Raw genomic sequence first — 13,674 nt, forward strand, 5'->3', positions numbered from 1 at the left:
ATTGAATGAAGCGCCTCGATTGTCATCTTTTTCAAGTGCAACAGAGTTACAAACTGAAAGTTCAACAGACCCTAGTAAATTATTACCATCAGGGAGCTATTTTCTTTATTGCATTTTTTATACGGCGACTAAATATCCAGACGCTCATAAGTACAATTGGCATCAACAACGTCATGACTACCGCCTTATTAAAAGTAAAGCCAAGGCTACTGGTCGCATCCAATAAATATTTGCACAATGCGAGTACGTAATAAGTCATGATAATTACCGAAAGTCCTTCAACAGTTTGTTGTAAGTTGAATTGCATCTGAGCTCTTTTATCCATTGATTTCAGTAAGGCTTGATTTTGTGCTTCAATAGCCATATCAATACGTGTGCGTAAGAAATCACTAGCGCGATCTACTCGACTTGATAAATCATCAAGCCTGCGTTTTGCTGCAAGTACGGTTCGATAAGCAGGAGATAATCGTCTATCGATAAAGGCATTAAAGGTCTGTAATTCATTAATTTCTTTTTCTTCTAATTCAGCAAGGCGACTTTTAACCATTTGATAATAAGCACTTCCTGCGTCAAAACGATAACGAGAGCTGGCAATTAGTTCAGCAATATTGGCAGCCATCGATGACAACTCTGCTAATTGCTGCTGCTCATCATTTGATGACTTAATATCTTTTTGCTTCTTGAGCAACATTGCCAATTGCGATTCCATTTTACTTACTTTGACACTAACTTGTTGTGCAATCGGAAAAGCCAGTAAGGTCATATTTCGATACGCTTCAATCTCTAACAATGCTCTGAGTACTCGACCACTTTGGCATTCATTTAAGCTAGTATTAACCAATAAAATCCGGTTAAAGTTATCCTCATGTAATCGTAATGCGCTGAGTATAATAGCCTCGCCATTATGTAACTCAGAGCCCATTAATCGTTGGCCCTCAAAGTATTGACGTAAATGATCTCTTTCTAAAGTAACGCTATTTTCACTTAAAGCATCAATATGCACGGCAGCAATTAGCTCACCTGATATACCCTCAAGCCAATCAATTGGCACTAAGGCCACAGGTGGACAATCAAAAGGTTTCAATCCGCTGTCATGTATTAAAAAGGTATAACTACTGAATTCAGTATGACGTTCCCACCTAATTTCATATTCACCCATTTTTTGGTAAAAACACGAAGCATTGGCTAACGGGGGGTTGACGCTATATCGATGGCACAACTCATGTAAGTGCGATAATTCAATGGCTTGACTATCATCCTCTTGATGTAAAAAACAAACTTGTGAAACACGAAGAGGAATATTCGAAACAGGAAAAGGTCTAGCATGTAAATCGGCATAATTCTGGCTAAAATAAGGATGCTTATTCAATTGGCCATACGCTTTATGATTCGGTTGAATCAAGGCGTTAGCTTTGGTTATCCCCTGTTTTTCAGGGCTAACGTTAGCGGTAAAAAGTTCCAATTGTACTTCCTCTTATTTTCGTTACTTAGCTTAACTAGTTCAGATCCAAGTCATCTTGGTTGTGCATTATTAAGTTAAACCAATTACGTAATAAGCTGACGAGCTCATTAGCCGATTTAGCTGACCACATTGTTAATGTATATCTCGCCTTTTTAATAACAAGCTCAGTGTCCGCAGTACCTGCCTTACTCACTTGTGCTACTAAATTACCTTTGCTGTAACCTCTTTTATCTATTGAATACCAATTTTACTCCATGTTAAATACAAAACATTACACCTTAAGTTTTACACTTATCAAACATAATGAGCTTTTCAAGTAACATTCGATCATCCCAAAAGCTATCGTTGTGTTGGATTTACCTTGAGTTACTACTTTCACCTCAATATTTGAACATCGCGGCTTGACTGCAGCAGACAATAAAAAAGGCGTATACCTTGAGGTATACGCCTTTTTTGATTATTTCACTGCAACACTTTAATTCTCGACAGTTATTTATCGGTCAGTGTGAACCGATCTATATTTATCTACGAATACAGCCTGGAAAGCTACAAAGCATCTCAAAAACAAGGTTTGCCGCTAATAATGAGGTATTGCCCGAAGTATCATATGGCGGTGATACTTCAACTAAATCAGCACCAATAAGGTTAGTACCGTACATGCCTCGAATGATCTCTAAGGCTTGGGGTGAAGTTAGCCCCGCAGGCTCTGGCGTGCCAGTTCCCGGTGCAAATGCAGGATCAATACCGTCAATGTCAAAGGTTAAGTAGGTTGGCATACTTTCGCCAATAATGTCACGAACTTCGCCCATTAATGGTACTAAGGACTTCAACCAGCACTCTTCTGCTTGAACAACTCTTACTCCTCGGTCTACCGCCCATTGGAAATCACCTGAGCTGTAACCCGTTGCGCGTTGGCCAATTTGAATCATTTTTTTCGGGTCAACTAAACCTTCTTCAATGGCACGTCTGAAAATAGTGCCGTGACACTCTTTCTCACCAAACATTGAATCATTAATATCTGCATGAGCATCCACATGGACTAATGCCATGGTGCCATGCTTTTTATGTAATGCCCGCAAGATAGGTAAACTTATAGTGTGATCGCCACCAACAGTTACTGGCTTAATATTACTCGCCATAATTGTATCGTAATGCGCTTCAATAATTCGAATAGAGTCAGCAAGGTTGAATGTGTTTATTGGCGCATCACCAATGTCTGCAATTTGGAAACTGTCAAAGGGAGCAGCTTTAGTATACATACCATAAGGACGTACTAAGACAGATTCATTACGTATTGAACGAGGGCCAAAGCGTGTTCCACTTCGGTTACTCGCACCAATATCCAACGGCACGCCAACAATGCCTATATCTAATGCATTGCTTATTTCACTGCTTGGTAACCGAAACATGGTACCTGGACCACCAAACCGTGGCATTTGATTACCACCTAATGGCTGATTAAAATTATTATCTGTCATACCCTGCTCCTCATAAGTGTAATCTTTGCCCTATACACCTAATAATGTAAATTTAACTATGCTCTGTATAGCTTATTCATGAGCATGCTCTATTGCCTACTCTGAATGTAACAAGTTACGAGTGATTTGGTTATACCCAAAAGAGGGTGAAATCGTGTTTTTATTACATTATTTAAGGGGGTTCAGGAGGTTTATCGATAATAAGTACTCAGCTACAGAATAATAATTACAATATTTTAGTATTTTACTTTACTCAACTAGGTCGCTTTGAGGATACATTGCCTGAGTAACAATACTATATAGCTCTTCTGCTTCTTTGAGTATTTTGCTCCATGCCTTTGATAATTCTTTTTACTGAGTGTTTCCGATTCTCCATGTGTAATAGCACCATTATTTTTACGCGAACTGTGCAACGGTAGCTAAACTCTCCGTGAGCTTTTTGGCGTTTATCAATTGTTACTGATGTCATTGTATTATCCTTAATCGTCCTACCCAGAATGGGGCGAATTTAGAACACCTTAAACGAAAATCAATGACAGGACAGGCGATGAAAGGTATAATCAAATGACTACAATATTGACTCCAAAGCCACATAAATCAATCGCTACAATAAATCACAAGCTCTCCGTTGCGCCCATGCTCGATGGGACACATCACCAAGAAATATAACACCTATATCATTGTTATTAAAGGCGTTTTATTTTTTACTTTAGCTGTTGGTTTCCGTGGGGTCATATGAGGGGTCAAAGATGTTGTAAAAGAGACTTTCAGATTTGAATTAAAGAAAAAGGCAACCCTAAAAAATAGAGCTACCTTTATTTTATACAAAAGAATCAACCAATTTGGAAGGCTTTCCATACCCTTCTTTCCTCTGCAACTCTTCTGTCAATAAACTCTACTAGATCATTCAAATGCACAACGAATGGAGACTTATTAGAGTTTCCCAGCTTAAAGCAAGGAAAAGGCAATTGATGCCTTTTCGCCATATTTAAAGCTGTTCTTCGTGCAAGATGTAAATACGATTCTGCAAGCTCTTCAACGGGAATAATCACGCTTCCGAACTGTTCTAAAAGTATTGTATGAGTTAGTGAAAAGTTATCATTTTTTTGCTTTTTCATAGTTTGGACCCAGTTGAGAATTTGGGCCATTCGGCTGCTTAACCGACAAGCTAAAATGATTTTTATTTACTTGCTGAAATTGCAAACTATTACTTTTAACTTGCTTTGTTGACATAACTCCTTTTACTCAACACCTATATATTACTAAAAAAAAACACTTAATTCATCTTAATTTAAAAAACATATCAAGCTCTGCAAATTGCTTTATCAAGTGAGCTTGCGAGAGTAAAACGGGTCAAACGTAGGTTGACGGGTCTGGGGTTTCCCCAGTCCTCGAAGAGCGCACACAGTCACGTAGTGGCTGTTTTAGTGTGCTAAAACAGTCCTACGCACAGTTATTTTTCACAGCCTTATCTTTTTTATTTATGTAGTTATAGCCATTATTCCACAGTCCCTTTTATCAGCCCTTGATTAACATTTTTTATATGGTTCATTGTATATAAAAGGAGTTTAAGAAATGGGTAAAAAATACTGTGCAATGAATACAAAATATTATAAAAATAGTAATGTCGGAGAGATTGATCACGTATTGCGAAATATGGCTATAAACGTTAATTCAATTGAATCTTTAACTAAAAATAATTTTGGTTTTTGTTTTGGAGATTCTGATTTAAAAACACATTATAAAAATAAATTAGATCAAGCAAAAAAAGCTAATAAATTAGCTCTTCAAAGCAACAGTAATACGTTTATTGATAGTGTTTTAATATTTGACTCTGTGCAGTTTGAAAAGTGTCTAAATGACGGTAAAAAAGACGAGGTAGAACAAGCCACCAAAGACTTTATGCAAGAGTATAAAAATCTTTATGGATTTGAGCCGATAGGCTTTGAGTTTCATCTTGATGAAGGAACAAAAATTGATTTTGATACATATGAAAAATTAGATATTGAAGAGCAAAAAAAATATGTTGCTGTAGAAAATGATAATGAAGCTTTTACAACAGAATATATTAAAAGAAACATACACGCCCACGCTATTTTTTTAAATTATGACTTTCAAAAAAATAAATCTTGTTTAAGAAATATGAGAAAGAAGGATTGGGAGAACTCGCAAGATTTATTGCACAAGTATTTTGAAAAGTTTGGTTTTGACAGGGGAGAGAAGAAAAAAACGAGTAAAAAGGATCATAAAAACAAGGCCGAATTTGTTCGAGAATTAGCATTGAAAAATAATGAACTGGTTGAAAATCATTCCAAGAATTTACAAGAAAAAAACTATCTCCTAGATCAAATAATTGATCATCAAAATGATTTAAACCGTTTTGATGATTTAGCTTTGTATGCTGAAAAAATAAAAAAATTTATTTTTAGTTTTAAAGAAAAGAATCCGAAATTAATTTCAAAACTTTTGGCTATGCCTAGGGCTGAACAATTTAAAGATATGGCTCTCTCAATCTATGACGCATTAACTAAAAAAACAGATATAGCTCCCATTTTAATTGAAGAAATAAAACCTTTGAAAAATGATGAAATTCAAAAAATTGAAGTCGATGTTGAAGCAAAAAAGAAACGTATTAAAAAAATAAACAATCGTAGAAAATACAGCAATAAACCCAGACCAAATAAGGATATTTGAAAATGAAAAAAACAGCACTACAAGAAATGGAAGTTGAAAAAAAACAATTATTAGAAGAGTTAATTTTAGAAGTAAACCAGCCCGAAGATGAACAAGACAAAAACGTACTTTTAGCAACGGCAAAAGCTGAAATACAAAAGACGGAACAACTTATTTTAAACAATGAAAATAATAAAAATCTAAGTTCAAAACATAATAAAAAACTAAAAAATGATTTAAATAGAAAAACTGATTTAGAAAAAGATAATAGAGAAATATCTACAAAATTATTAGACAGAATTGAAAACAATACTGAATTTTTAATTGATTTAGATAATAAAATAAATTCATCAATTATTGAAATTGATATTTCAAATACTGATGTAAAAAATGCAATTGCTGCATTAAGAATAATAGATCCAAAAAAAGCGGCAGAGCTTGAAAATTCGATTAATTTAAAAAGTAAAAAATCAAAGAATGACAATAATATTTAATAAATCAGAAGCGGCTCGATTTTTTTGTTTAGCGTCTTTTTGCTGAACAAAAAAAAATGATTAAACAAGAAAATATTTAATTTTTGCGTTAGTGTTTTTTATGTACAGACATAAAAAAGAGTCTGTTTATTAGACTCTTTTTATTGTTTTTTAATTTGATTATATAAATCATTTTATTAACCTATTTGGTTATTCTTCACCAGAGTAAGTTTCTTGATAAAGACAGCTATTACAAATATCATTTCCCTCATATCTGTTTAATTCTCTTTCTTCACTGCCGCAAATATCACAAGATCTGTAATCACTTTCATCATATCCATACATAATTAATCTTCCTTCTTTATTTTTTGATAAAACGACTCATTAGGATATATATTAGTTAAAGTCCAAATTGCCATTCCATAACAATTATTATCCATTGAAACCATATCATTAACTGTATAATCTGTTCCCTCATAAAGTTTAATTATAAAATCTTTCAACCTTTTATTTTCTTTTGTAAGTTGAATTATTTGCTCTTCTGTAGGGTTGCTGTTGAATGTATTTATTATTGCGTTATGTCTATATGCGTTCATTATTTTCTTCCTTTTTTAGTTGTTATTTGTCTTGTGTACTCTCTTTTTATCATTTCGTTTTGCTCGTCAAAATCGGCATATATCGTTGCAGTAAATTTTGCTTTCCAAAGGTTCGAATCCCCTTGAGTGAACACAATGAAAGCATTGATTGCATAGGCGTTCATATTTCCAATTTTAAATATTTCAACAAAGTTTCTTTTTACTAAAATTTTTATATGTTTAGAAATTGATTGCCTTGATTTTTTAAATAGCTTTTCTAGTGTGCTCATAGATATACAAATAGCGTTTGTTTTATCCATTTCTGAAACAAAAAACTCAAAAAGAGAATTAGCAAGTGGCTCTTCTCTTGCAAGCATTACCTTGGCCTTATAGTTTTGCTTGTTAAAAGCAAAAAACGGGGCGCTTTTTTGCCTTGCTTGTTGTTCGTTAGTATCTTTGTCCGTATCAATTTCAACAGGGCATATTTGACCATCAGGGCGCTCTGTTGTGTAATTACTTATAACGTTTATATTTTCCATTCTTTGTTCCTTTTAAGTAGTGGATAATGTTTTTTTCATTAATATTTATTTATCATTAATAATTTACTTGTCAACTTGTGAAGCTACATTAACAACCACGTTAAAAAAAACACCATTAATGCAATTAAAATAAAACAACTAAAATACAACGGGTTAAGTTGTTTTTGTTGGGGTGGGATTACATAGGTTTGTCGTTAAATATAAGGGCAGTAGAGCGAAAAAAGAAAAGTGCTTTACATTAATTTAAAGGTGGGGTTTACATAGATCTAATAAAAAGATTTATTTCTAGGGATAAAAAAAGATCTGTTCTCTTATATCTTTAATATAGGTTATTAGGAGTATTTTAATGCGAGTGTTTGAGCGATAGCGAGTTCTTTAAATTAGTAATATTTTTTATTTTTATCGGCTATTCGCCAAGAGCATTGCGAGACAAGCTCGCTTTCTGGTTTTTCGATTTGAGCTTGCTCAATGAGGTGTAAACTAATGGAATGTATCATAACAAAGCTTAAAACTTTAATTTTGTTATAATATCAAACACCATTTTACTTATATTTTTCCTCATTGAAGCGTCTATTTATCACTCAATTCAAAAGTATAAATTAAAGTGTAACAAACCAATCACAGATTTCCGATAGTTGTCTTTGTTTTGTAAGATTGGCACAATTAGTTAATTCTTGAGATTCACATTGGGCATAAATTTCTTTAGCCATTGCAGCTTCAATTGCAGCTCCTATAAAAATAGTGAATACCTCCGAGTTTAATTTACCAAAGGCATCCCTAATCCGTGTTAATGCTGTATTCGCCGTTTTCCAATGCTCATCAGCTCCAGCAGGATCTATTCCACCTTTAAGCTCGCCAAGTGCTAAATAGTTATGATGATCTGATATAAATTCTTTGAATTCCTTAGTCTTTTTATTATTTACATTAGAATTATTGAATAATACGATATCAATATTTTTCTTAACTACAGGAACAGTTAAATCATAATATAGCAAACGTGATTTATCCCCATTTTTCCATTTAATGGCTTTAACTAAATTGCTATTATCTTCTTGAAAATATTCACCTTTGATCCATATTTTTGAATGTTTATCAAAATACTCAAAGTCGAAGTTTCGTATCCTCAATGCTGATATAATATTTTGGGTGAGTTTTTCACCTGCAACCCCACCAACAATATTCCGCATTCTCCCACCTAGAGCATCTCCTTGCGAGAGTAAAAATCTATTGATTAATTGATCAACGTAGCTATCACCTGCGGTAATTAAATACTCTTGAATAAAATCAGTTAGAAGATCTTTTGTATCTTTTGGTTCTAGATAACCTATAGCTTTTGTTGATATTCCTGCAGCCTGACACATTGAAATAGTTATATCATCATTCTTTATTAAATCTAACGGTGCTTCATAATCATCTACAATTGTTCTAAATGCAGATGCTAAACCTAAATAGTAATTAGCTTCCTTACTTTTTCGTAACGCTATACTTAAAAAGCCTATTTTTGTTTCTTCGTAGGTCGTTTCTAAATCTTCTGGTTTATTTATATATTTATTCAAATTATGCCCCATTAAAAAACTGTTTTAAAACAGCGCTAGCTACTGCATTCGCTAATTTAGGAGGGACAGCATTACCAACTTGACCAAATTGAGTCATAGTTGTTTTTCTTTTACTACTATATGAATCTAACCTCACACCAGTAAATTCCCAACTCACAGGGAATGTTTGTAAACAAGCTAGTTCTCTAACTGTTAACATTCTTTGCTCATATGGATGTATAAAGTCACGATATCCACTTCTTGTTACAGTTGGTGACGGTAAATCAGGATTAAGTCTCCGATACGTTGAACCAAAAGTTTTTCGATGATTAGAAAGCTTGTCTCCAATAGGCACCGAGATTATTTTTTCAAGAGTGCTAGGTGAGTGAGCCGTCATTTGGTGATTTTTAATATCCATGTTTTTCTATTCTTCCTTTAATTGATTGGGATACTCTTTTTGCTGTTTCTGATGGTTCATCAGCGGGGGGTAAATCCCCAAAAGCATCCCATGCAGTTGCAAATGGTTGTAATGAGGAAGCAAACAAGTCTGTACCTGTATCAGCTAATGAAGTATGTGTCGCTTCAGGGAAGTTAAATGCTTTACCGACCCTATTTCCAATAATAAATAGCCTTTCTCTCTTTTGAGGCACACCATAAGCCGCAGAATTTAAAACTTTATAAGTAACATCATAGCGATATTCTTTACCTCTAAAGATTACAGGTTCTTTAAATTCGTTAAGTACGGCTTCGATAGCTTTACCTTTTTCCCAATTAAGCATCCCTTTCACATTTTCCATCACAAAAGCAACAGGTAAAGCTTCACGAACAACTCTAGAAAATTCTAATAATAACTTACCTCTATCGTCATCCATACCCATTCTCTTACCTGCCAAGCTAAACGACTGGCAAGGTGGTCCACCTATAACTAAAGCGGCCTCAAGCGGCTTTAACTTGGCTGATTCAAGTATATGATCAGTTGATACATTATTTACATCACCCTCAATAACTACTAGATCAGGGTTGTTAAGCCGTAAAGTATTGCAACAGGATGGATCTTGTTCTACAGCAACAGATATTTCAAATCCTGCATCTTTAAAACCAATGTCCATACCCCCAGCACCAGAAAATAAGCTTATGACCTTTCTATTTTTAGACATTATTAATTGAATTACTATTATTGGATATTTCGTTAATCATACCATCTTAGTCAGTTTTACGTATAGAACAACAGAACTAAATATGGTTTGAAATTCTTGTTTGGAACTTATAAAAAAATTATATTTTGCAATTAAAATAACAATGGCATTATAAAGCTTACCTACTTATTTTTTGTCATTATTGGAGTGAAATCATTTATATCAAAATTCTCCATATCAAATTTTTGATAGATGTTATGCAATATATTAATGTTTCTATGTCCCGTGATTAAACTGACCAAATTTATAGGCAACCCTGCTTTTATTAAATTCGTAGCGGCATACCTACGAATGTCGTGATAACGTACATCAACGATATTTAAACTCTTTCTAACTTTCTGCCAACCTGCGGTTACTGTTTTTGATTCGTGCGGAAAGATTAGCTCCGATTTTATTACATCCGTTGATCTTGGTTGTCTTTTTAATATTTCAGGGGCATCACCGATTAAGGGAATAATTGAATCGTTACCCATTTTATTTGAGGGGGATTTTCTATTTCTGATTATCAATGTTTTCTTGTCATAATTGAAATCCTCCCATCGAATAGATGTAATTTCACTTATACGCATTGCTGTGAGAAGTGATATATCTAATATATCTAAATAGGGTGTCGATGCACTTGGATGAGACTGTCTTTTTCTTAACCCCTCTCTCATTAATGATAATTGGTCTTCTGTTGGAGATTTATCATTTCTATTTCCTGAACGAGCAATAAAATTATGTTTTTTTAGAAGAGATATAGCTTCATCGTGATAAGTTAAATTAGCATTAATATTGAACAACGGTTTTGCATCTTTCATTACAGATCTTAAATAAGTTACATCGTGATAAACGGTTTGTGGTTTTGGTTTAGAGGGTTCATTCTTACGATATTTACAGTGTTCTACTAAATCACTCGCCCTAAAGTTACTTGCTAAAATTGATGCTATTTTGTAGTTCAATAGAGCCTTTAAAACATATTTTTTAGTTCTTCCAATGATTGAAACTGATGTGATTGTTGTATATTCTTCTTCGTGATTTATTTTTAATAAATTAATTCTTTTAATTTTTTCTTCTTCTATTATTTTTAATTTACTTATGGCGTTCATTTCTTTTTCTTGTTCTAACCTTAATGCTCTTATCTCCTTATTTACTTCTGCTTGTGTAGTGTAGTCAGCTAAATATAAGGTAATAAGTTCGCCGATCGTAGCTTCTTTAAGTTCATCTTCTTCACGATACACACCAGCTTTGATCTTTGAATATTTATCATCAAGAAATAAGCGCATTTTTTCAGACCAAAGCACTGCAAGGTTTTTATCAGAAAATGTTTCGTTTTTATCCTCTTTAATTTCACCTTTTAGCGTTAACCTAACTTTTGCACGGTAGGTAATTCTCCCTGCCTTTGATTTTCTCTTTTCTATGCTTACGGATGCCATTATAATTACCCTTAAAATTTAGTAGGTCATAAGCAACACTTCGTGGGGTCACCTACGGGGTCAAAACACTATTAAAATGTATCATAATATATAAAAACAAGCAAAAACGTACATTTTTAACCAGAGGTAGTTAGTCATTAATAACATTAAAAACAACACTTTAAATGGTAAATCAATATCTCACAAGCTATCTGTCGCACCGATGCTCGATTGGACAGACAAACATTCTCGGTTTTTCTATCGACTCATGTCTCAGCACACTGTTCTTTACACTGAAATGGTCACTACTGGTGCTATTTTACGTGGTAAAGGAGATTATTTATCATATAACGAAGCCGAGCACCCGTTGGTATTACAACTTGGCGGCAGTGATGTTAAAGCGATGACTGAATGTGCCAAAATTGCTGAACAATATGGTTACGATGAAATAAACATTAATGTTGGTTGTCCTTCTGATAGGGTGCAGAATGGTCGTTTCGGTGCTTGTTTGATGGCTGAACCTTCCGTTGTTGCAGAATGTGTTAATCAGATGCAAGCAGCAACCAACATCCCTGTTACAGTCAAATCACGAATTGGTATAGATGACCTGGACTCTTACGAATTTTTACATAACTTTATTGGAGAAGTATCGAAAGCTGATTGCCGCCATTTCATAATTCATGCAAGAAAAGCTTGGTTAACTGGATTAAGTCCTAAACAGAATCGTGATGTTCCCCCATTAGACTATGGCCGGGTCTATCAAATAAAAAATGATTTTGATAATTTAGAAATATCTATTAATGGTGGTATTAAAACTTTTACTGAAGCGAATGTTCATCTACAACATGTTGATGGTGTAATGATTGGACGGGAAGTATATAACAGCCCGTATATGCTAGCGGATGCCGATAATGAAATATACCATTCCAATAGTACAAAATTAACAAGATCGGAAGTGATTGATTTAATGGTCCCTTACATCGATGAAACGATTAAAGATGGAGGTCGAGCGTGGCATGTATTACGTCACATGTTAGGTCTTTGTAATGGCTTATCAGGAGCACGAAAATTCAGACAACACCTTAGTGAATGCGCAGGTAAAGATGGTGCCAGTGGACAAGTTCTTCTTGATGCATTTAATAAGGTTACCTTACCCTAGTTGCTTTTTCTTATCTCACTATTGGGAATGATTGTCCCAATAGTGAGATTCTCAAAATAGTGCTAACTTAATGTTTCAACTATTAATCGATATTTTTAACCACTAAATAGTCCTTATAACCACTTCTCGAAATATATTAATTCACTATCATCCATTACAATAACGATTATAATTAAATATCTTTATATATCAGTCTATTAACAATTAATATCAATTTTGGCACAACCTTTGTAGTACTTATTGCAACTTAGTAATAAATACACACATTTCGCATTACTTTTAGATTCATCATATGTGCGAAATATACAAGGAAATACCATGTTAGATTTAAACACATTATTCATATTAACAATGATTCCAGCTTCAGCCCTGTTTCTTATCTCAATGGTCGTTGGTGTTTTTGAAAGCTAAAGTTTAAGCTTTAAGGATTCATTAATATTAAGGCTGTCTGTTTACTTCAATCTATACAATCTCTATTGTGATCAATTCATTTAACAGTCAGGTATTAATTCATTCAAAAAAGTGCCGACTATCTTCGCTTATCTACTTCCACATAAGCTCTTATTCATAGCAATAGCCTGTTTTAATTAAAATGATGGCGAAATGTACAACTCTTCATATTAAGACTTTATACTTTTACGAAGCTCTTTTGTAGCTCATATTTTACTCTCATATGAGCTTAACTTACATGAGTCACACTACTCATCGGCGTCATTGAATTTACTTATGTAATGGCAACGTTTTTTAAATGTCAGACAGCAAAAAGCCCGACTCTATCGAATCGGGCTTCTTTAAATAGAAGTATAGCAATGTCCTACTCTCACATGGGCTTAACTAGTTTGAGTCACATTCCCCATCAGCTGAATCTTTTCAAATCCCAGACAGCAAAAAGCCCGTTACTTTCGTAACGGGCTTCTCATGTGCCGCAGCACAAATTAGAAGTGGAGAATGTCCTACTATCACATGGGCTTTACTTCGACATAAGTCACACTACCATCGGTGCTGTTACGTTTCAAATCCCAGAAAGCAAAAAACCCATAGCGTTAGCTACGGGTTTCTTTAATTAGAAGTCTAGCAATGTCCTACTCTCACATGGGAACTCCCACACTACCATCGGCGCAACTGCGTTTCACTTCTGAGTTCGGAAAGGGATCAGGTGGGACCACAGCGCTATTGTCGCTAAACAAAAA

The 13,674-nt window shown here is 34.1% G+C and carries 12 protein-coding genes and 1 rRNA gene; 3 read left to right on the top strand and 10 right to left on the bottom strand.

Annotation, left to right across the window (positions count from 1 at the left end):
- Positions 1 to 88 precede the first annotated feature (88 nt).
- The 3 genes from ESZ36_RS19440 to ESZ36_RS19455 form a co-directional block, all read right to left on the bottom strand.
- Complete coding sequence (locus tag ESZ36_RS19440; RefSeq protein WP_146790949.1) at positions 89 to 1,462, bottom strand: DUF3422 family protein; 1,374 nt, start codon at positions 1,460 to 1,462, stop codon at positions 89 to 91.
- 521 nt (positions 1,463 to 1,983) lie between these two features.
- The gene (gene speB / locus ESZ36_RS19445) at positions 1,984 to 2,940 is read right to left on the bottom strand and encodes an agmatinase (RefSeq protein ID WP_146790951.1); all 957 of its coding nucleotides are present in this window, start codon (positions 2,938 to 2,940) and stop codon (positions 1,984 to 1,986) included.
- An 833-nt stretch (positions 2,941 to 3,773) separates the two neighbouring features.
- The gene (locus ESZ36_RS19455) at positions 3,774 to 4,058 is read right to left on the bottom strand and encodes a pyocin activator PrtN family protein (protein WP_170235895.1); all 285 of its coding nucleotides are present in this window, start codon (positions 4,056 to 4,058) and stop codon (positions 3,774 to 3,776) included.
- Positions 4,059 to 4,515: 457 nt separating this feature from the next.
- Between ESZ36_RS19455 and ESZ36_RS19460 the strand changes: the two genes are divergently transcribed.
- Positions 4,516 to 5,634, top strand: a complete 1,119-nt coding sequence (locus tag ESZ36_RS19460) for a plasmid recombination protein (protein ID WP_146790955.1) — start codon at positions 4,516 to 4,518, stop codon at positions 5,632 to 5,634.
- Between the two features lie 2 nt (positions 5,635 to 5,636).
- Positions 5,637 to 6,107, top strand: a complete 471-nt coding sequence (locus ESZ36_RS19465) for a hypothetical protein (RefSeq protein WP_146790957.1) — start codon at positions 5,637 to 5,639, stop codon at positions 6,105 to 6,107.
- Positions 6,108 to 6,433: 326 nt separating this feature from the next.
- Here the strand turns inward: ESZ36_RS19465 and ESZ36_RS19470 are convergent, their stop codons facing one another.
- The 6 genes from ESZ36_RS19470 to ESZ36_RS19495 all read right to left on the bottom strand — a co-directional run bounded on the left by ESZ36_RS19470 (position 6,434) and on the right by ESZ36_RS19495 (position 11,346).
- Positions 6,434 to 6,682, bottom strand: a complete 249-nt coding sequence (locus ESZ36_RS19470; protein ID WP_146790959.1) for a hypothetical protein — start codon at positions 6,680 to 6,682, stop codon at positions 6,434 to 6,436.
- Positions 6,682 to 7,200, bottom strand: a complete 519-nt coding sequence (locus ESZ36_RS19475; RefSeq protein WP_146790961.1) for a helix-turn-helix domain-containing protein — start codon at positions 7,198 to 7,200, stop codon at positions 6,682 to 6,684. The genes ESZ36_RS19470 and ESZ36_RS19475 overlap by 1 nt, the downstream gene beginning before the upstream one ends.
- Positions 7,201 to 7,799: 599 nt before the next feature.
- The gene (locus ESZ36_RS19480; RefSeq protein ID WP_170235896.1) at positions 7,800 to 8,756 is read right to left on the bottom strand and encodes an AvaI/BsoBI family type II restriction endonuclease; all 957 of its coding nucleotides are present in this window, start codon (positions 8,754 to 8,756) and stop codon (positions 7,800 to 7,802) included.
- A gap of 1 nt (position 8,757) precedes the next feature.
- Complete coding sequence (locus ESZ36_RS19485) at positions 8,758 to 9,153, bottom strand: DNA cytosine methyltransferase (RefSeq protein ID WP_146790965.1); 396 nt, start codon at positions 9,151 to 9,153, stop codon at positions 8,758 to 8,760.
- Complete coding sequence (locus tag ESZ36_RS19490; RefSeq protein ID WP_146790967.1) at positions 9,143 to 9,892, bottom strand: DNA cytosine methyltransferase; 750 nt, start codon at positions 9,890 to 9,892, stop codon at positions 9,143 to 9,145. Before ESZ36_RS19490 ends, ESZ36_RS19485 begins: the two co-directional genes overlap by 11 nt.
- A gap of 161 nt (positions 9,893 to 10,053) precedes the next feature.
- Positions 10,054 to 11,346, bottom strand: coding sequence for a tyrosine-type recombinase/integrase (locus tag ESZ36_RS19495; protein ID WP_146790969.1), 1,293 nt, complete (start codon positions 11,344 to 11,346; stop codon positions 10,054 to 10,056).
- Between the two features lie 136 nt (positions 11,347 to 11,482).
- Between ESZ36_RS19495 and dusA the strand changes: the two genes are divergently transcribed.
- Positions 11,483 to 12,484 carry a tRNA dihydrouridine(20/20a) synthase DusA gene (dusA, locus tag ESZ36_RS19500; protein ID WP_146790971.1) on the top strand — a complete coding sequence of 334 codons (1,002 nt, stop codon included), beginning with the start codon at positions 11,483 to 11,485 and terminating at the stop codon, positions 12,482 to 12,484.
- Between the two features lie 1,069 nt (positions 12,485 to 13,553).
- Here the strand turns inward: dusA and rrf are convergent.
- A 5S ribosomal RNA gene (gene rrf / locus ESZ36_RS19505) occupies positions 13,554 to 13,668 on the bottom strand.
- Positions 13,669 to 13,674 lie beyond the last annotated feature (6 nt).

The sequence above is a fragment of the Colwellia demingiae genome (genome assembly GCF_007954275.1).
Taxonomy (GTDB): Bacteria; Pseudomonadota; Gammaproteobacteria; order Enterobacterales; family Alteromonadaceae; genus Colwellia; species Colwellia demingiae.

What these genes read in the sequence shown, in the direction of transcription:
- speB (WP_146790951.1), bottom strand. Translation starts at nt 2,940, where the DNA reads ATGACAGATAATAATTTTAATCAGCCATTAGGTGGTAATCAAATGCCA.
- ESZ36_RS19455 (WP_170235895.1), bottom strand. Translation starts at nt 4,058, where the DNA reads ATGAAAAAGCAAAAAAATGATAACTTTTCACTAACTCATACAATACTT.
- ESZ36_RS19460 (WP_146790955.1), top strand. Translation starts at nt 4,516, where the DNA reads ATGGGTAAAAAATACTGTGCAATGAATACAAAATATTATAAAAATAGT.
- ESZ36_RS19465 (WP_146790957.1), top strand. Translation starts at nt 5,637, where the DNA reads ATGAAAAAAACAGCACTACAAGAAATGGAAGTTGAAAAAAAACAATTA.
- ESZ36_RS19470 (WP_146790959.1), bottom strand. Translation starts at nt 6,682, where the DNA reads ATGAACGCATATAGACATAACGCAATAATAAATACATTCAACAGCAAC.
- ESZ36_RS19475 (WP_146790961.1), bottom strand. Translation starts at nt 7,200, where the DNA reads ATGGAAAATATAAACGTTATAAGTAATTACACAACAGAGCGCCCTGAT.
- ESZ36_RS19485 (WP_146790965.1), bottom strand. Translation starts at nt 9,153, where the DNA reads ATGGATATTAAAAATCACCAAATGACGGCTCACTCACCTAGCACTCTT.
- ESZ36_RS19490 (WP_146790967.1), bottom strand. Translation starts at nt 9,892, where the DNA reads ATGTCTAAAAATAGAAAGGTCATAAGCTTATTTTCTGGTGCTGGGGGT.
- ESZ36_RS19495 (WP_146790969.1), bottom strand. Translation starts at nt 11,346, where the DNA reads ATGGCATCCGTAAGCATAGAAAAGAGAAAATCAAAGGCAGGGAGAATT.